This is a genomic window from Hymenobacter actinosclerus (assembly GCF_900111515.1).
In the GTDB taxonomy this organism is placed as follows: domain Bacteria; phylum Bacteroidota; class Bacteroidia; order Cytophagales; family Hymenobacteraceae; genus Hymenobacter; species Hymenobacter actinosclerus.
Window position 1 is genome coordinate 212966 of the sequence record NZ_FOHS01000005.1, and the last position, 19290, is coordinate 232255.

At 46.1% G+C, this 19290-nt stretch carries 17 protein-coding genes; 8 read left to right on the top strand and 9 right to left on the bottom strand.

What is annotated here, in order from left to right; all coding sequences use genetic code 11:
• Nucleotides 1-604: 604 nt before the first annotated feature.
• A complete protein-coding gene (locus BMY67_RS16915; RefSeq protein WP_092773861.1) occupies nt 605-3904 on the top strand; it encodes a helicase-related protein in 3300 nt (1099 codons plus the stop codon).
• 100 nt (nt 3905-4004) lie between these two features.
• The gene (locus tag BMY67_RS16920) at nt 4005-7514 is read left to right on the top strand and encodes an Eco57I restriction-modification methylase domain-containing protein (RefSeq protein WP_092773864.1); all 3510 of its coding nucleotides are present in this window, start codon (nt 4005-4007) and stop codon (nt 7512-7514) included.
• Nucleotides 7515-7667: 153 nt separating this feature from the next.
• On the opposite strand, the gene BMY67_RS16925 is transcribed toward BMY67_RS16920, so the two are convergent.
• The 5 genes from BMY67_RS16925 to BMY67_RS16945 form a co-directional block, all read right to left on the bottom strand.
• On the bottom strand, nt 7668-7850 hold the full coding sequence (locus BMY67_RS16925; protein WP_177189902.1) for a hypothetical protein: 183 nt from the start codon (nt 7848-7850) through the stop codon (nt 7668-7670).
• Nucleotides 7851-7995: 145 nt separating this feature from the next.
• Nucleotides 7996-8289: a hypothetical protein gene (locus BMY67_RS16930; RefSeq protein WP_092773868.1), complete on the bottom strand. Its 294-nt coding sequence runs from the start codon at nt 8287-8289 to the stop codon at nt 7996-7998.
• 27 nt (nt 8290-8316) lie between these two features.
• On the bottom strand, nt 8317-9966 hold the full coding sequence (locus BMY67_RS16935; protein ID WP_092773870.1) for a hypothetical protein: 1650 nt from the start codon (nt 9964-9966) through the stop codon (nt 8317-8319).
• Nucleotides 9967-10018: 52 nt separating this feature from the next.
• Nucleotides 10019-10213, bottom strand: a complete 195-nt coding sequence (locus BMY67_RS16940) for a hypothetical protein (RefSeq protein WP_092773872.1) — start codon at nt 10211-10213, stop codon at nt 10019-10021.
• Nucleotides 10214-10666: 453 nt separating this feature from the next.
• Nucleotides 10667-10936 (bottom strand): hypothetical protein, encoded by a 270-nt coding sequence (locus tag BMY67_RS16945; RefSeq protein WP_092773874.1) that lies wholly within the window; start codon nt 10934-10936, stop codon nt 10667-10669.
• Nucleotides 10937-11585: 649 nt separating this feature from the next.
• Between BMY67_RS16945 and BMY67_RS16950 the strand changes: the two genes are divergently transcribed.
• From BMY67_RS16950 to BMY67_RS16960, 3 genes are all read left to right on the top strand, one after another.
• A complete protein-coding gene (locus tag BMY67_RS16950) occupies nt 11586-12263 on the top strand; it encodes a hypothetical protein (RefSeq protein ID WP_092773876.1) in 678 nt (225 codons plus the stop codon).
• 432 nt (nt 12264-12695) lie between these two features.
• Entirely contained in the window at nt 12696-13169 is a 474-nt protein-coding gene (locus BMY67_RS16955; RefSeq protein WP_143069895.1) for a hypothetical protein, read from the top strand.
• Between the two features lie 16 nt (nt 13170-13185).
• A complete protein-coding gene (locus BMY67_RS16960; protein WP_092773880.1) occupies nt 13186-13533 on the top strand; it encodes a hypothetical protein in 348 nt (115 codons plus the stop codon).
• A gap of 440 nt (nt 13534-13973) precedes the next feature.
• Here BMY67_RS16960 and BMY67_RS19155 read toward each other — a convergent pair whose 3' ends face one another.
• The 3 genes from BMY67_RS19155 to BMY67_RS19165 form a co-directional block, all read right to left on the bottom strand.
• The gene (locus BMY67_RS19155) at nt 13974-14468 is read right to left on the bottom strand and encodes a hypothetical protein (protein ID WP_143069896.1); all 495 of its coding nucleotides are present in this window, start codon (nt 14466-14468) and stop codon (nt 13974-13976) included.
• Between the two features lie 110 nt (nt 14469-14578).
• Nucleotides 14579-14953 carry a hypothetical protein gene (locus BMY67_RS19160; protein WP_143069897.1) on the bottom strand — a complete coding sequence of 125 codons (375 nt, stop codon included), beginning with the start codon at nt 14951-14953 and terminating at the stop codon, nt 14579-14581.
• A gap of 390 nt (nt 14954-15343) precedes the next feature.
• Complete coding sequence (locus tag BMY67_RS19165; RefSeq protein WP_143069898.1) at nt 15344-15619, bottom strand: hypothetical protein; 276 nt, start codon at nt 15617-15619, stop codon at nt 15344-15346.
• 496 nt (nt 15620-16115) lie between these two features.
• On the opposite strand from BMY67_RS19165, the gene BMY67_RS19170 reads away from it, so the two are divergent.
• From BMY67_RS19170 to BMY67_RS16965, 3 genes are all read left to right on the top strand, one after another.
• The gene (locus tag BMY67_RS19170; protein ID WP_143069899.1) at nt 16116-16715 is read left to right on the top strand and encodes a hypothetical protein; all 600 of its coding nucleotides are present in this window, start codon (nt 16116-16118) and stop codon (nt 16713-16715) included.
• Nucleotides 16716-16922: 207 nt separating this feature from the next.
• Nucleotides 16923-17414, top strand: coding sequence for a hypothetical protein (locus BMY67_RS19175; protein ID WP_143069900.1), 492 nt, complete (start codon nt 16923-16925; stop codon nt 17412-17414).
• Between the two features lie 121 nt (nt 17415-17535).
• Complete coding sequence (locus BMY67_RS16965) at nt 17536-18042, top strand: hypothetical protein (protein WP_143069901.1); 507 nt, start codon at nt 17536-17538, stop codon at nt 18040-18042.
• 952 nt (nt 18043-18994) lie between these two features.
• Here the strand turns inward: BMY67_RS16965 and BMY67_RS16975 are convergent.
• A partial coding sequence (locus BMY67_RS16975; protein ID WP_143069902.1) for an integrase core domain-containing protein occupies nt 18995-19290 on the bottom strand: 296 nt, incomplete at its 5' end.

Below are 19290 nucleotides of genomic sequence, written 5' to 3' on the forward strand. Positions count from 1 at the left end.
AAAGAGAAGGGGAAAGAGAAAAGTAAGAGTTACAAGGACAATGGTGCATCAGCCATTACATTAGATGCCCTGCGCCGGAGCAGTAACCTCGGCGGGCAAGGACTCCAATAGGACGCTGGCGTGCTCGTCCTTATCCTCGGGAAGTTGCGACACGAACTTACCACTGAATGACTTGGCAAGCAACGCCTGCGGTAAGTATGAGGAACAGGGTGGGAGGTCCTGATTTTCCGCTCTAAACCATCAAAGCCCGGTCTATGGACCGGGCTTTCCATTTCTAGTTATGCCAGTGAGGGTGGAATGGGCAACACTGTTTTCAGTGTACTGCTCACCGCATCTTTGGTGGCGCACTCTCAGGATGAGACGCCCTATCCCATGCCAACTTTATGGTGTAATCGCCACCACCTTGAGTGGCTACACCGAGAGGCAGTGGGGTTAGAACGTGCTCTGAAGGAGTTTTAGCAACGGTAGAAAGGCAGTGTTTAGCGACGTACCCTTGCTTATCTATGTGTCGCATTAAAAGACACTCGGGTGCTCCTTTCTCTTTGGGTTCTTTAATAGAACCCGTAGCTTGCTCAACAATTCCAACGCGGTCTGACAAGCTTTAATGAGCACCAAGTTCTTTACCAACTCCAATGGGAATACCCTCCTCTCGAAGTTCGAGGGTGTGTTCCAATACACCACAGTACATGCGTTTGATGCTCTTGTAGGATACTTCCGTGCTTCGGGATACTTCCGTTTACAAGAGTGGTTGACCAAGGTGCCAGAGATTCGAATATTGGTTGGTATCAATGTTGACCCTTTAATTCAGCATGCGCATCAGCAAGGGCTTCAGTTTATTGGTCGTAGCGATGAAGCGCGTAAAGCAGCACTAAAAACCTTCGCCGACGATATCCAGAAAGCTGAATATAGTAAGCAGGTGGAGGATGGAATTATATGGTTTGTAGACCGGGTAGCGTCAGGGCAAATCAAGGTGAAAGCTCACCCAAGCCAGCGGTTGCATTCCAAGATTTACATCTTCCGTCCCGAGGTGTTCAACAAGCACAATTCGGGGTCAGTCATTACGGGGTCGAGCAACTTGAGTGCCTCTGGCTTAGAGCATAACTTCGAGTTCAATGTCGAGTTGAAGGATTACGACGATGTTGCATTCGCAACATCCACCTTCGAAGAGCTTTGGCAACAATCCATTGATATTCTTCCGGCAGACATCGCAACCACAGTCCGCAAGAAAACATACCTCGGCGACCCGGACACACCATTGACGCCCTACGAATTGTTCATCAAACTGCTAATGCAGTATTTCGGCAAGGCTGTAGATTATGACCCTAGCTCAGCATCAGACCTCCCGACCGGCTTCAAGCGGTTAAAGTATCAAGTGGACGCGGTGAACGATGGCTACCGAAAAATGATGAAGCACTATGGCTTCTTCCTCGCGGACGTAGTCGGACTTGGGAAAACCATCGTGGGTACCCTGATAGCGCGGCGTTATCTGGTGCACCTGCGCACGACGGAATACATTGGGCGAGCCCTCATCATTACGCCGCCCGCGTTGGAAACCAACTGGAAGGAGGCAATCAAGAAGTTCAGCCTCGCGCACATTGGTCACTATGATGTGATAACGAATGGAAGCCTTCATAAGCTCCCGCACGCTGCAGAGGACTACGACTTAATTATTGTAGATGAAGCACACAAGTTTCGCAATGACACGGCAGAAATGTACGGTGACCTGCAACGGCTGTGTAAGACCCCTACCCGCCGAGTGCTGCCAAACGGGCAGAAAGACCGTAAGCGAGTAATCTTAATCTCAGCGACGCCGCTCAACAATCGTCCGCAGGATATTGCTAACCAAGTATATCTATTTCAGGATGCTAAGGACTCCACTTTGGAGGTTGCCAATTTGCAGCATTTCTTCCGCCAGCACATCGACGCGTACGACAAGCTAAAAAAGCAAAAAAGCACTTCAATAGTGCGCTCAGAAGTCAAGCGCATCTACGCCGACATTCGCGACAAGGTGTTGGAGCCCATTATTGTACGCCGCACTCGTACTGACCTGAAAGTTCATGAACTTTACAAACAGGATTTAGAGGAGCAGGGTATTCGGTTTCCCCACGTTGGCAAGCCCGATAAAATTCTCTACCAGTTGCCCCCAGCATTGGAGCAACTGTTTGACGAGACCATGCACGCTTTGACGCGTGAGCTTACCTATAATCGCTACCGAGCGATTCAACACCTGACTGAACCCAAAAAGAGTAAGTACCGCTACGCCGACAGGATTTCGCTATCCTTGGCGCAGATAATGCGGGTGTTGCTGGTGAAGCGCATTGACAGTAGCTTTCATGCATTCCGCATTTCGTTGCGGCGCTTCTGCGATGCGACCGGCGCAATGGTCAAGATGTTCGAACAAGGTAAAATTTACATCGCTCCGAAGCTGTCGATAACGGAATATGTAATGGCAGGTCAGGAGGATGAACTTGAAGCCCTTATGCTCGACCTGCAACTCACGGACCCAAGCATTGAGATTTGTACCCCAGACGAATTCTTGCCCAAATTTTTGGAAGGGCTAAAAGCTGACCTTATTATCCTTGAAAGGTTGATGCAGGGATGGGATGCAGTAGACAGCCAAGACCCCAAGCTAGACGAGTTCCTTCAGCGGCTGGAACCCGAATTGTTCGACCCAGCACGCAATTACAAGCAGAAGCTGGTCATTTTTTCCGAAGCCAAAGACACGACGAGTTACTTGCATCAAGAGCTGGCAAAGCATTCCAAACGACGCGTATTGGTGGTGGACAGTACGAACCGGGCAGCAATGATGCCGGTGGTGCGTGAGAACTTTGACGCCAATTTCACGGGCGTTAAGAAGGATGACTACGACATCATCATCGCTACGGAGGTGCTCGCGGAGGGCATCAACCTACACCGCTCGAATGTCATCCTCAACTATGATACCCCTTGGAACTCTACGCGGTTGATGCAGCGCATTGGGCGCGTCAATAGAATCGGCTCCGAAGCCCCACAAGTCTTTGTATTTAACTTCTTCCCGACAGCGCAAGTCAACTCTAACATTGAGTTGGAACACAAAGCATTCATGAAGCTACAAGCGTTCCACGAAGCGTTGGGCGAGGACAGTGAAGTGTATTCGCCCGACGAGGAAACCGGGACGTTCGGGCTCTTCGACAAGAAACTAGAAGACGAACGCGACAAACGGTTAGATTACCTCATGCTCCTGCGAAAGCTACGGGACGAGGACCCTGAGTTGTTTCGGCGCATTCGTTCTTTACCCCTGCGTGCCCGCACAGCCCGTAAAGGGCTGCCTTCCCCAGACCCGGGTACCACGCTGACGTATCTTAGAAACGCGCATCGCGACATTTTTTATGCTAGCCACCCTGATGGGGCGTTGGAAGAGATGTCCTTTTTAGAGGCGGTAACGAAGTTCGAGGCATTGCCGGATGAGCCTGCTTTTGGACTGCCAGAGCACCATCATGGGCAAGTGAGAGCCGCTACCACCGAGTTCTCCCGCCAAGTGCAGCGGGAGGCGTCGCGTCCGCAGGCAGTGACAACCAAGTTGCCTCCACAGGAAAAGCGCGCACTTGCCTTTTTGGATGCGTGCCTAAGCTTACCCTTTCTTGATGCGGGGGAACAGCAGCTGTTGCGTGCCGCCAAGGGTGCAATTGTGCGTGGGCAATATGTTGGATTGCAGCGCGACATCAATAAGCTGCACCAAAGCCATAAGACGACCAGACTAGTACCAACAGCCCTGATACATGCTTTACTAGCTATTCTTGGTAAGTATGCGCTGTCTACGGACGCAGTGGCGGCAACTAACCCGCACCATAAGGAAACCGAAGATGTATTACCGGATATCGATACTGAGCCTGATATCATTATTTCGGAATCCTTCATCGCGTAACCCATTGACTTCGCCTTTTTTGCGAGCATTCATTAAGGAACAATGCTGAAAGCTTGCTCTTTATGAACTTCTGAAAGAACCCCAAATCTCGTTATTGAATATGACTACCGTAGAATTAAAAGAGCAGCTTCGCCAACCTTTTACTTCAAAAACTTGGCAAGATGAATTGCTGCCCTACGTATTCGGGCGCGAGCAAGTGCGTTGGTTCCCAGTAGCAATTGAATTGGGTGTAGAGGCTCATTACAGCGACCGGGTAGCTGCCAAGCGCCAATTGGGTGTAGTACAACTAGGTGGGTCAAACCTCTTCGGTGAAGCTACGCGATTAGCTATAGTAGAGGTAGAGTTACAACCCGGTGTTATGAACATTGCTCGTAACCGCGTCGGACTGCGCGGACTCACCTTCGGGCTTATCGATGGGGAGCAAGCCAATGGGGTGCTGGCTTTCTATCACGACCCCGAGCAGCCAAATTATCGTTTCAGCTTTCTAACACGACAAAGTGCTTTTGATGATGCTACTGGGGATGTGATATCTACAACTACTCATCCGAAGCGCTTTACTTATGTGCTCGGAAAGCAAGAGGCGTGTACGACAGCCGCTAAGCGCCTAGAATGGCTATCTCTACAGAAACCAACTGCCACGTTAGAGCACGTTCGAGAGGCATTTTCAGTCGAAAAACTGAATAAGGAGTTCTTTGGGAAATACAAGGAGTATTATGAAAGATTTTGGCAATTTCTAGCTCAAAATCATCGGGAAGTATTCTTGCCGGGTGTAGCGGTACCCGATAAATCAGCAGAAAAATTAAAACAGGAAAAGCCAATACGAGACTTTACAAAGAAGCTTCTAGGACGGCTAGTATTCCTCCACTTTTTGCAGAGAAAGGGCTGGTTAGGTTGTCCTAATGCAGCATCGAAGTGGGAGGGTGGAGACCAAACATTCTTACTTTCCTTATTTGAGCGATATCCCGATAAAGAACACTTCCATAGCCAAGCGCTGACCGAATTATTCTTTCGAACGTTAAATAATCCAAATAGGGAAAACTTCCGCTTTCAAGTTGGGGGAATGCGTCAGGCTTGCAAGGTACCCTACCTGAATGGTGGTTTATTCGATAATGATGAGCCGGCTGCTGCTAACCTTGATTTTCCGGCGAAGTATTTCGCTGAGCTGCTCGACTTCTTCGCCCAATACAATTTTACTATCGATGAGAATCGCCCTGACGACCATGAGGTAGGAATCGACCCAGAAATGTTAGGGCATATCTTCGAAAATCTACTCGAAGAGAACAGGGAGAAGAACGGTGCCTTTTATACACCGCGTGAAATCGTTCAGTATATGTGTCAGGAATCCTTGGTGGAGTACCTCTGTACGCATCTTGGACCTGAAGGGGTAACGCGAACTGACGTTGCTGCATTAGTACGTCAGCAGAAAGTGGAAGACAAAATCCGCACGTATGCCGGCAGGACAGACAAACTTTTGCGAGACGTTACGATTTGTGACCCTGCAATCGGTTCAGGCGCCTTTCCAATGGGAATGCTCCACGAGATTTTTACAGCACGTAGGTATCTCTACCCGCATCTCAACACTAGCGCTGCTTTTGACCCTGTAGCAGTCAAGAAGCATATTATTCAGCACACTATTCATGGGGTAGACCTCGACAAAGGGGCTGTAGACATTGCTCGCTTGCGCTTTTGGTTAGCGTTGGTGGTTGATGAAGAACAGCCACACCCGTTGCCGAATCTTGATTACAAAATCATGCAGGGCAACTCTTTACTCGAATCTTTCGATGGTATTAAGCTGGACCATCTAAAGCCAGATAGTCAGGACGAATCGCCCGTGCAAGGGCAGCAGATGGGGTTGTTTCAGCCCATCGGAGAAAAGGAACAACTTCAGCGAGTTGCCCTCGAAAATTTGCTGAAGGATTATTTCTTAGTGGGAGATGCTCCACGCAAGCGCCAGTTACGCAAGCAAATTGAGCTTCTTGTTCATGAGCACTTGCACTACAATGTCGAATTACAGCTTAATGACGCGAGAAAGGAGCTGAACGAGGTAGAAGGAAAGCTTGCTGGTGTGCGTTTCGATAACAACGATTCAGGAGCACAGCGTACCAAAAAGGAGACTGCTCGTGCTCGCCAGACAAGAGCCATTGAGAAGGCTCAAATAACAGTGGCTCGTCTTAAGGAAACTGAGCAACGACTCGATAAGCTGCAAGACAGTGCTGAGCGCCCATATTTCTTGTGGCACTTATACTTTCATGAAGTCTTCGAACGTGGAGGCTTTGATGTAGTTATTGGTAATCCACCTTACATCCAGCTTTCCAAGCTAAAGGAAGCGGCTCCTTTCTATGCATCTCAAGGTTATAAGACTTTTGAGCGTACTGGAGACATTTATTGTCTCTTTTACGAGCTAGCACGGACATACTTACGTCCCGGCGGTATACTAGCTTATATAACATCAAATTCTTGGCTGCAAACTCAATATGGGAAGTCATTGCGCCAACTATTGACTCACGACACCGACCCCGTTGCGCTCTTGAACTTTGCTGATACCCAGCTATTCGATAGTGCAACGGTAGAAACTAACATCTTACTCGCAAGACACGCTCCTTGTCAGTTTTCATTGCGCGCAGTAACTATTGACAAAGAGTATAAGGTTGGGTCATCGCTAGCACAATATGTTGAAACCAACAGTTTCGTTCTTACAGAGCTATCCGAGGAGGGATGGTCTGTGAGCAATGCTTCTGCCGAGCGAATCAAGAAGCATATGGAATGTAATGGTACCAAGATTGCTGACTTGCCTTTGAAAATATACCGAGGAGTGACTACTGGTTATAATCTTGCGTTCGTAATTGATAACACCACCCGGCAACGGCTCATACAAGCTGACCCTAAGACAGCAGGAGTCTTCAAACCTACGCTTAGAGGGCGTGACCTAAAACGTTACAGTTACACACAAAACGGATATTGGCTAATAAATACTCACAATGGAGTGAAAAGGGATGGTATCCCAGCTGTTATGGTGGAAAGAGATTATCCACCACTTTTTGAATACTTTTCAGCATTTCCTGATACTATTAAAACAAGATTTGATAAAGGAAATCATTGGACTAACCTTAGGAATTGTGCTTTCTTATCTGAATTTGAAAAACCTAAAATTATCTGGGGTGAATTGTCCGATAGCGCTAAATTTACTTATGACGATAGTGCTCATTATATTGAAGCAACTCTATTCATGATGCTAGGAAAGTCGTTGAAATACACATTGGCGGTGCTAAACTCTATTGCTGGTGGCTGGTACTTCGAACGCGTAACGACTACTTCAGGTATGGGGACTACTCGATGGAAGAAATATAAAATTGAACAACTACCTCTGCCGATTGTGAGCACAAAGAAGGAAGCAAGGATTGAGTCTATAGTCAATGCCGTTTTATCAGGCAAACGAGATAATATGGATACTAGCGAGCTCGAAGCTGAGATTGATGCTTTGATTTTCTCTGCTTATAAATTAGGCGAAGATGATATAGCGCTAATTATGAGCGAGTCAAATATTGATTATGAAACACAGAAGCGAGTGTTTGCATATTTCAACCAAATAGCCAAATCAATCGCTTTGTAAAAAAACAATTCACTGTATATCAATGCAATATACAGTGAATTGTTTCAAAATTTAGTCTTAAGTAATAAGCTAAAACCTTAATGATAATGCTTTTAAACTGCTTGTAATCTCATTTATCTCTAACAGTCCAATATTTAAAATTGTCAGGATTTCTTATGCATCACTCGGCTGTAACTTGTATTCAAGCATGACTAATGCGTCGATTTTATTTTCTTCATTGATAGTGCTTATGCCTTGACTTTTTTTGAATAATACAGCATCCATTAATTCGGTTATTTCAACTTCTAACTCAGGTTCTATCTCTGGCACTGGCAGTTGTTCAATCTTATATAGCATTTTCGAGAACAGTGAATCCTCCCTGCTGTAGAGACGCAACATATTGCGTCTCATTGTTGAACGACCGTACTGTACAAACAACATCAGCAACGACGAGACGCAATATGTTGCGTCTCTACAGCAGGGCGTATCGTTCGCGAAACTGCTATAGGAGACCATCCTCATCTACGAGTGTGAGTAGTTCGTCTAAGGAATAACCACTGTGATACTTTTTTAAGCGACTTAAATAACTACTTAGAGTATCAACCGTTCCTTCGTTTGCGAGAATGGGGTCTTCCTTCAACTCCTGTTTGGTATAGAGCAGAAGGTTTTTCGCGCTTCCATCCAATGTTGCACCAAGACCTTGGTAGACTCTTAAGTCTTCAATCAGCTCTTTCCATGTGCTCAAATCCGACATGAGCCAGCCAGTGTCACTGTTTTTCGACATTTTATTCGTCATATTTTTTTGTTTCTATTCCGTGTGGTTCTAGTATTCTAATTCCAGCTCGCTGACGCTGGCTTCATGGCGTTCCAACTTTGCCAGTATCCATGCTATTTGCTCGTCGTCACTGCGCGGCACTGGCGCGGGTGCTGGTTGCGCTATGGGTTCTGCTGGCGGCTCGTTATGCTCGTCATCAATGCCCGCGAAAAGCGCCTTAATGTGCTCCAAAGCGGCATCCATGCCGCTTGGTCTTGCCGGGGACGCTGGTTCCCCTTCAACCTCTTCCTCCACCAATGCCGCCAGCTTGGCAACAGGCTCCGGCGTATTCATCGACTGCGTTTCCACCTCATCCAGCCAGTCGGGCGCTACCGGCATCGTTATAGCTGGTACAACCACCCCAGAGGGAGCAACTGCTTCCGCTACCGAAAAGGGCGGCTTCTCCTTCACGTGCGCCTTTACCCCGTACTGCGCGAATACTTCCAACAGGACCTCTTTCACCCGCCCGCGCACGTCCTCGGTGCAGTAGAAGGCATCGTGAACAGTATAGAACTCCGTCACCGCTTCGCTCATCAGGCGGGTGGCAATCCCTTCCAGCATAATTTCCGATTCCAGCGCCGACAACGCGACGGGGAACTGCTTGTAGGCATCCTTGTCCGGTCCCAATTTTTGTTGAGTGATAAAGGCAGAAACAGTTGGAAAGCCTTTCTCGGTGTCGGCGAACATGGTTCGCCACTGGTACCGCTTCCGCTCGCTGCTGTAGAAAATCTTGGCAAAAAACTCTTGTTTAAAGGCTTCACGCTGCATCGACTGCGCCCCCACTAGTTCCTGAACGTACGCGTAAAATCTGCCGGTTTCGCATAGCTCGATATAGTGTGCCACATCGCGTGGCAACTCTTCACCATAATGTCTTTTGAGCAGGATAGCGAGCATCAGGCACTGCGACGAGCTGATGTCTACCTCCACCGATTTCTTGCCCGCTATAGTCACGAAATCGCGAATGGCGGCAGGAGTGGAGTGCAGGATAGTAAAGAAGCGTTTTGTCTTATTCTCGTCGGAGCTGGCGCACCAAATGCGCTTTTCCAGCTTGGTAATTTTATCGACATAGCTCGCATACACGCGGCGGTTCACGAACCGGTTCTTATGCAACACATAGTCTACGCGCTTGTCGCGCAGTGTTTTCCGCGTATCCAGTGCGTTTTTGGCGTAAGCTCGGGCTCCTGCGGCGTCGAAATCAAGGATGGATAAATTGTCAAGGAGACGCTTGTAAATGCCTGTCAGCACCTTGTATTCCACTACTTCCCCATCTGGACCGGGTAGTATGTCGTCGGAAATCCATTCACCGTAGCCATCCACCAGCGCCGAATCATGCACTTTTAGCCGCACGCGTGTCGAGTATTTCTCCTTCTCTTTTGTGTTCGTGTACTCACGGATAAGCACGTCCCACTTGGTCAGGTCATCCAATATGACCTTGGAAGCTCGTTGGGAACAGCCGTTTACCTTCATCTTGCCTAACTTTTCATCTAGGCGGGATACGTTCACTATTACGAATACATTTTTGCCTCGTAACTCTGTTCGTTCGAGCACGTGCGTGAACACATAATGGTATTCCCAAAGGTGATTTTTTATCTGGGTTCGTGAATACCCATTCTTTTTCATCAGCTCCTGAAAACTTTTCGCATTTGAGATATATAACATGGAATGTGATTTTTTTGAATGGGACGAGCTATGAACTCGTTCCATTTTTTATTTAACGCGCCGCGTGGGCGTCGAGCAGGTGTTCTACTTGTGCCTTGTGGAAATAATGTTTATTCGTCTCCTGTATACGCTTTACCTCCTTGGCATTCTCCAAGATGTATTGTATCGTAGTGCTGGGAAGCTGGTATTTGGCTTGCAAGCGGCGGCGAGTGGTGTACTCCTCACCCTCGTGGAAGAATTGAATCATATATGTTTTGTTTTTTTGTTACGTACGTTCAACACTATATAGGAATGCCGAGTACCCCGTTTCGAGGGTTGTAGTCCTTTTCTGGAAAAAGTTTTAAAAGGTGGTCGCCTATGAATAAAATATTTATAGGCGACGCACAATGATGGGCAAAAGGTGGTCACCTATTAGGTATATGTGATGGAAAAGAGAATGGATATATGTAGTGTGAAAGAATCTGAAAAGGTGGTTACCTATTAGGTAAGAGTGTGTGGGGGATTGACTGAGTGATTTGATTAGTGATGGACTTATAGAGAGTTGGGTTCGTGATTGGTCCCGGTTTACTACTCTCTCAGTCCGACTCTCTATTTATAGGTAACCACCTTTTTTGCCGAGGAGATACTTCCGTAAGCTAACTGAGAGTTCCAGACCCGACTTTCTTCAACCTCTGACTGTAACTATAAATAATTATACTATTTATCTTTTATAATCAAAGACCTGCTCGCCGAAGCTATCAAGTCCAATCATCAAGACCAGCTCACTCGCGACGCCAAGAAAATGCTGATTCTGCTGGCAAATAAGACGATTAAGAAGATGCCCTACTATAATCCCGACGACCGGTGCGACTGCCTGCAAACGGGCATATTGGCGTTGCTCATGGGGTAGAGGTCCTTCGATGAATCTCAATCGACTAATATCTTTGCCTATTTCACCGAGCTTTTCAAGAGGGGCATCGCGAAGGACCATCGGGAATTATTTCACAACAAGGGCGACAACGAGAACACGATGCGCACTATCTCAATGAATGGCTTAAACGACGAAGAGGGGATGTACTCGATTTAAATAATATTATTATCCCTGACGCTACTACGGGAGATACATAGCTATAAAGCCAGCCATGTATCTCCTCCTTATCATAAGCCTGTTTCTAGCCCCGTTATAGGCACCCCACCGACCACACAAAGGCAACATCTTCTCCACTACCACCAGCACAAGCAGTGGAAAGCCGCTAAAAAGCGGCAGGTGGTGCGAGGGGTGGATGTGGTGCCGGTGTATGTTAGAAAGCGATTGAAATAAAATTATATCTCCTATGCTGATAATATGTAGAAATATATCTCTACATATTAAGTTGATTGATGAAGAAGGAGTAAATATTATTTTTATTATTCCGTTTGTTGATAAGATGAATTATTCAAAAAAATTAGAGTGAAGTGTTGTATTTGTCAAATAATAGAATTTGCTTTGTGTTGTTGTTTTAATCGAACTCCCGAGGGAATTGAAAATAATGTAGGGCTGGTCATGCAAGTGATTGGGTTGTTTTAATCGAGCCGCGAGGAATCTAATCCACTACCCGGATATGGGTAATGGAGTTTTTCCAATCAATCATTTCAATACGATGAAAAAAGAACAAGTTGCTGCCCCGTCTACGCACAAGAAAGCCCTCAGTCAAGCGCAATTGCAGCAAAAGCTCCATGCGTTGGTAGTTGTAAAGAAGGAATGCTCGGCGACGGGCTTCCTGACCTTTTTAAAGGAAATCGAGCAGCGGTATTTACAGCCATTGCAAAAGCAAATCGATACGTATAAGAAGTCCAGAAAATACGCACACGTACAAAAGCTATTCGCTGAAAAGGATAAAATTTCCGGCTGGGAGTGGCATCCAAAAAAACGTGGTGTAAAAGTCTATTGGTCTAATGATGAAGACCGTGAGCGGGAGCTAAAAAATGAGATTCGCCGCGAGAGCCGCTTCGAGTTCCGTGATGGTGTGAAGGTGCACACAATGTTTCATCTGCTCCATAGCGGTGCGGGGAAGATGAATGTGTACAAAAAAGATGAGGAGCACGTACTCGTAACCATCACTGATGCCCGCTTCGGGACGCTAGTGGTTCGGTATCATGCCATGGTGCAGCTCAATCCTGAGTTTTTAGCGGACTTTCCCGGCGCTGAATATGGCAATATGTGTTGGACTGATAAACAACTTCACCATTTCTTCGATGGTAGAGACGTTTCCTTTCTCTATGACCTAAAAGTGAAATTACACGCGCTCATGAGCGTTCTGGAAAATGAAGCAGCATAGCTTTTTCTTTCCTATACCTGTACATCACCTCTCCCCGAACGCTTCTAGGAGGTTCTTTTGCTCTGGGTGGCGTACGACGAAACCAACCATGGTAAGTATGGCACGGTCAAGCTCTACCGAGACGATATCCCACAGCAGTTATGTGGCTTCTAACTAAGAGAAAGGCTCTACCTCACCCGTAGAGCCTTTTTTCTTGAATATGCTTTTTCTGAATACAGGTTATTCAAGGTCAACCAAACAATCTCTTTTTTTTATGCCCAGAGATTACGACCTGCTGCTGGCGTTGCTCATGACGTTCAGCGCCTGCAAGAAGAAAGAGGAGGAGACCGTACCAGCGTCTGATTTTAACTTTTCATACTATAGAAATATATTTCTGTATATGCCCTGAATAAATTATTGAGAAAATAAATACAGGGCTATAAAAAACAAAATATGATTTCTGGCTATAACTGGCGATTCGGAAAACGATTTCCTGAATTTGTAAAACCTCAAGCAATGAAAGGTCAGCTAAGTCGTAAGATGCTCCTTGGCATGGAGCCATCTGCTGTAAAGATTCACGATGCCATCAAGCTATACCACTTCTTGGAAGACCTCCAACAGTATGAAGGTTGTCGGTTGCTGTACATGGACGTAACCACGAACCACAAGGAGAAAAGGTTCGACTCCATTACATTCACCAGTTTTGATTACGCTGATGAACAAGAGTGGATACACATACTCGATTCTGCGGCTTCTAACACTGCCTTGGTCACGATATTCAACTCCTTCTACCTTCTGTACCAGCAGCGCCGCAAGAAAGACCGCCAATCATTCTCTCCATCGTATTGGATGGAAATGCTTGATGAGAAATACAGCGTGTTCGCAGGCATGCGTACAAGAAAGCTGAATCTCCTTATTCAGGACTAAAGCGAATATTCGAGTGATGAACCAGAAGGACGTTACCCGCGCCGATGTCATTAAGGCATATGACATTATCGATGCAATGCAGCAACACACCAAGGAGGTGATGTATTTAGCCCCAGTTCGCGATAGGATGATTACACGTATTGAGTTGTACTACCGACTCAAGCCATCTAACACATTGGTCGATTTCCAATACAAAGAGCTGCACCTGAACACAGCGTTTCAATGGCTTATCGGAGAAGACATCACGTTTGTAGGCTTTGCCCATAGCAATTCGGTACTAAGCTGTTGGCTGCGCGACCTTGAGGAGTCTTTTGGTACCCGCAGGGAGCTTATGCTCAATGTTCTGTTGGAGGTACTGGACTAGAACCAGAATCAAGAAGGCTCATAATCTTCTGACCCTTTTTAATTGCAAGATAGGGTAGTATCTTGTCTATTACATAGGCATCAACTAGCACATTTGGGAACAGCATAATGTATGCGTTGTCCCCGAATGTGCTATTTCGCTGGAAATGGTAATTCTACCTGATAACCTCGTCATGGAGTGAGAAGGTAGGGCAAAACTACTCACCTGAAAGTGAAAATAACGAGTGCTTAAGAGCATAATGAGCGGTCAATCATAACAACACGCCGTTTGAAAACTATAGCGGTTTCGCGAACGGTATATCCAGCTTGATGTAGAGACGCATATTTGCGTCTGCTCGTTAAACGGTGACGGACCAACGGCGCGCACGGTAAAACGCAAGTATGCATCTCTACACCCGGCTGGGTTTATGGTTCGCGAAACTGCCATAAACCTCCCTAAAACTACTTATTTTTTAGCTGAAAAAGCTCTTGATTTAAGGTTGCTATAATTTTCTTTAGTACCTTATTTTCCTGAATTATATCATAGCTATCCCATCCGTCACAACTGCTTACTTCCCTCATCATCGGCAGGAGATACTTAGAAATGCTTTCGACAGCAGGGTTGCGTGAGCGAAAACCTTTTGCCCTAATGCAGCCGTGAGGGTCAATTATATCACAACTTATAAAGTCAGGAATGAAAGCCATATTGGTAGTCCAGACAGCACTTGTTTTCCATTTTCCCATAGCAAAGCCAGAAGGATTACCGGTTATGTCAAAAATTTCATACTGAATACGTCTGTTTTGACCAGCCCACGTTTTCTCACCATCTATGCGTTGAGTGGTGACGATAAAGAGGGGATTAGCAGCCTGAGCGGCAGAAAAAGAGTCATAGCGCCGTATGTTATCGTCAGAGAAAACTGCGAAAACTTGTGTTTCATAGGTAGTACGTATATCCATGTAAGCTATCTAGTCAATCAATGTGAGAATATTATATACATAATAATTATGAACGTTAATCAATACAGTTGAAAATGCAAGCCTATAAGTTTTAGTATAATTGCAATTATTTAAAACGTAATTTCATAGATTACCATCCTAGAGCCCTGTGTAAGTCGCACTGAGGAAGTTGTATTCCCGTATGAATCGGTGTAAATATCACCACCGCCGAAAATATATCCTTCATTATTCATTCCCGTATGTATCGAACCTCCATTACCAAAATCAATAGCAACTACTCGACCGTATCGCACTTTGACATTTAGGCGGTATGTTGACATTGTCCAAGTACTAGGATTTCGATATTTTACAGTTGCTTCGTACCAGCCATCATCAATACCACCTATTTCAGATGTATTTAGATTTTCCGAAGGTGAAATTGGTGCTGCTAATGAGCTGCCGGTCAAAATTGCAGCTGCAAATAGGGATAGTAGAACTTTCTTCATCAGAAATTTATGGTGTGAATTTATGTGCTGGAAATAGCAAAAGTATCATTATAAATCTACTACTGCAAATAATGTGATTCTTAAGGTTGTCATCTTTCTAATAACACTTACCTGAGCTAAGCAGTATAGACTTCTAAGGCAAATCAAATGATGCCTTTATAGCGGTTTTGCGAATGGTTTACCCAGCCTGAGGTAGAGACGCCTAGTTGTGTCTCGTGGTTGAACTACACCAGCTTAATGACGGGGGCGACAAGACGCAATACGCGTCTTTACGACAGGGTAAACCGTTATCGAAACAACTATAGATATTAATAATGCGATTCGAGATTTTTATCAGCGAATAAAAACACCGTCACCGAGCTAAATCAGTGATGGCGCTTTTATTATCCGTTAAATATTCTTTTCAGGTATTGTGCCAGCTACTATATTATCTATTTTATCCCCTCGCATCGCTTCGTTCAATTCCTTTGATATTTCTTCGGTTGGTGCTTCACCTAAGCCTTTTAACTGGTCAAAAGCTTTGTTAGTGATGGGGAATATTTTTTCGCTACAATAACCCGGTTCGGAACTGATGACAACTACAGGTCCCTTTGGGTGTTGAGCGGCAATGGCTTTCTTGTCGGGGGAATTGTTTAATGCATCGAGTGCTTCTTGGTTGATACTCATTGAGGAAGAGATGGCTAAATGAAGTTTATACTGCAAATAAAGGACTTTTAAGCTTTGTACAGCTTAGTGAGTTGATGTCATATCACTTACCGGTGATAGCGGTGCTTGTACTGCTGACGTTCCAGTTCACGTTACCGAGAGTGATGCTCGAAGTAAGCAACATAGCACCGCATTAGTAGGAGAGGAGTGAGGTTGAACTGGAGTGCCGCCACTACGTTTCGAAATTAGGTTTTCGACCCAGCTTTATGAAGCGTAGTGTAGGTCATACTCTTGGTAGTCCCGACATGCGTTGGATATAGGTACCGGTAAAGGGCAAATTTACTGCCATCCGAGTTCACCAACTTTATTGAGGCGGCATGGGTGGCAGGCTGTACTCTTGTGACTTCTACGTGAGTATTGTGACAGTGCCTCGCATCTCCAGCATATGGTACTACTAGATAGAGTGCCGACTCCCTGTCGAAGAACAGATGTGAACAAAAGACTATAACTGTACATAATGAGCATTTGGAAACGTCGGCTTGTACAAAGTGTGAGGCTTGTAACCGTCACTATCGCCATAGCTACACTTCTTCTGCTTTCTCCAGCAGGTAAATTGTTTGATGATGGTCTGACTGCTCATTTCCGTGCCATGAACGAGCGTCGTTTAGCGCATCGACTTTCGTGGCTAGATGGAATTGAAATCAAGCTTTTATACAATACGATAGCAACTGCCGGTCATGTTATCTCACCTGAAGCCGCTCAAATTGTTGCACACTACCTCAACGGTGGCGGCAAGCCGCTCTGGCTTGATGCCAGCTACCTGAAAACCTCGCCGGTCGTACTTAAGTGCCTGAAGACGTTGAAGCCGGGTCAGAGTCGGCAGTTCGCTGTCAAATTTCAACGGGAAGACTCTCGGTTAACCTATGCCTTTAACCCATTCTCTTTGCGCCGGGAAAGGCATAGTGTTCTGCTTTTCCAGTATATCGAATTTAAAAATGACCGAGAGACCTTTACCAAACTCAGTTATTTTCCGGGACGGGGTTTTCTGCTACCTGATGGGCTAATTCGGGCAACACGTCCCACACCATTCTGGGCGTATGCAAAATGGAGTATCTAAATGCTAGTAAAAATAGCGCCTGCTAAATATTGATTGGCTTCTAGTATGTCACTGCTGCTAATGTTTTTATAAAGTATTGATTCGTAGTGTTTTAAACAATAAAAATATTATTTTTATTATCGCGTAAAAATGTGTTTTACTTCTATTTGCTGTTACTATATTTGAGGACTGTAATGAAGCCGAATTCAAAACGATGAACTTGAAATTATGATTTGGAATTGCTTTTATTGTGAGCATAAATATTATGCAGAGAGTGAGAATAGCGCATTAATCAATCAATGCCCGAAATGCCATAAATATCAGTCAACAAATCAAAGTATTGTACAGGATTACCAAGAAGAGCGTTTCAAGGTCGGAGGAGGTACACCAATATTCGTTGGAATTTGGAGAGGTATATTTGTGTTTATAGCCCTGATTGGACTAAGAATTGGTATTAATTACCTAATCGACATAGGTGATATGAGCCGTAGATATGGCTATTTCGCAATAGGAATAAGTGCAATTTCATGCATCATGGCTTGGAATGATGAGGCGGAGAAGCGGGATTCCACGGCTGGGCACCTAATAGCATTTGTTTCGTACGCACTTATTGGATTCTGGATTGGGAAAGCTCACGGAATTCTTTGGGGTATTTTCTGGGCTTTCTGGGTGTTTTGGGATGGTTTAAAGTTGCTAGTTCATACTTTGCAAGGTCTTTAGAGTAGATGCCACTGTGAGGCAATTTTAAGGGCGACGAGTATATATGGATGCAGGAAATAGACTAGAATATAACTCTCTTACTTAGCCACTCATGAACAGTAGGCAGCTTGTTTTCCGGTTTGTGGCAGCCCTCATAGTGATATTTACTGCCTATCAAATAGGAGTTGCTGGGCTCTCTTATCGGGTAATTGGCTACCGAGAATACGACCAGAAGCTGGATGCCCAGCATCTAGCCGAATTTACTGCTACTTCCAACCCAACGACTGCCGCTGAACTGCGCCATTGCGCGGTAGCCAATACTGCCACCGCACTGTCTTTTCGGGCAGAATACAACTCCTTATCAAACCCTAACCGGATAGTTGAGGGTACCGTGGGGCATTGTAAAATGTACTCCTATGTGGTTGCTGCTGCCTATAACCAGCTCGCTCGCCAGCGTGGTTGGAAGACCCGTTGCCGCGTGGCGTATGGGCAGGTCTACTGGTTCGGTATAAACCTGCATAAATTCGTGAGTGGACCTTTCTTTCGAACACACGACTTCAATATCATTCAAAATGGAAAGCAGGTCTATGCCGTAGATGCCATCCTTTATGACTACTTCCGCATTTCTACCATTCCCCTTCGAAGCTAGTCTGCGCCTTATATAGGTCTATTGAAGTGCTCTATACCAGCTAACTCCTACATAGAAGAGAAGGCTTGTCAAATGTCTCTTAAAGATGGTACTTATGCATGATTATCAGTGTCTGCCCAAACGGCAGCGCCACCTCTTTAGACGCGGGGCGAAATGGGTGTGCGTGTGGTCGATAATGTTGCTTGGGGACGGAGTGAGTGCGAATGAGGTAGTGCCGCCCGCCACGCAAGAGGTGGGACAGTATCAATTCCAGTTGCTACTCAATAAAGAGTATATAGCCGCGCTGAATCAGCGCCGCCAGCACCACGCACCGGGCAGCGCACCAGCTCGATTCGATTTGACCCTCATGAGGAGCGCTGCATTATTCAATAGAAAATTGGATGTTGAGGACACACTGTGCCATGACCTAAACAACAGAACATCTGAGCTTTGCGGCAGCCTTGAAAACGTGCGTAGCTGGAAACCGAGAGAGCTCGCACAGCATATCCTCGCTCAGTTGGCAGCATCTCCGCCCCACGAAGCGGTGCAGACGGACGACCACGACATGCTCTATGTCGGGATATCATCGTCCACAAAACGATTTGTCGTGAGGTTGAGCAACACGCCAAGCTCCCGCAGCAACAATCAATAGCAATAGTATCAGCAAGCTTACTGAGCCACTCGCGCAAATATAGATTCACACCTTGCTTGCTTAGAAGGAGCTAAAATTCATAAAATATATAATTTTTGGTATACGTTTCGAACGACTAGTGGACGCCGGTTTGAGATTAGCCCTGCTAATATGCACCGACAGCACACGGACTTACGCGTGCCACAAGTTCTGAAGTCTCGAACCGATTTATAAAACACATTTCTACACTACATTCTGCTATGACTACGCTTGCCCACCGATGGATGCTAGACGACGCGGGAGAGCTGCTTCTGGGGTGGTCCAGTAAAAACGGACAGTGCGCTAAGGTAGGTTGATTTTCAAGTCATGTTCGAATTGGTGGGGTGAGCGGTAGCCGAGGGCAGAGTGGCGACGGTCGAGGTTGAAGTAGGTGTCGAGGTAATGGGCCACTTCTAGGCGGGCTTCTTCGATCGAGGCGAAGGCGGTGCCTGGGGGCAGTAGCTCGGTTTTGAGCGTGCTCCAGCCCGCTTCGGCCTGGGCGTTATCATACGGATTACCCGGCCGGCTGAAGCTGGGCAGGGCCCCCGCTTGGGCAATGCGGGCGCGACAGGCCGCGCTGGTGTACTGGCTGCCGCGGT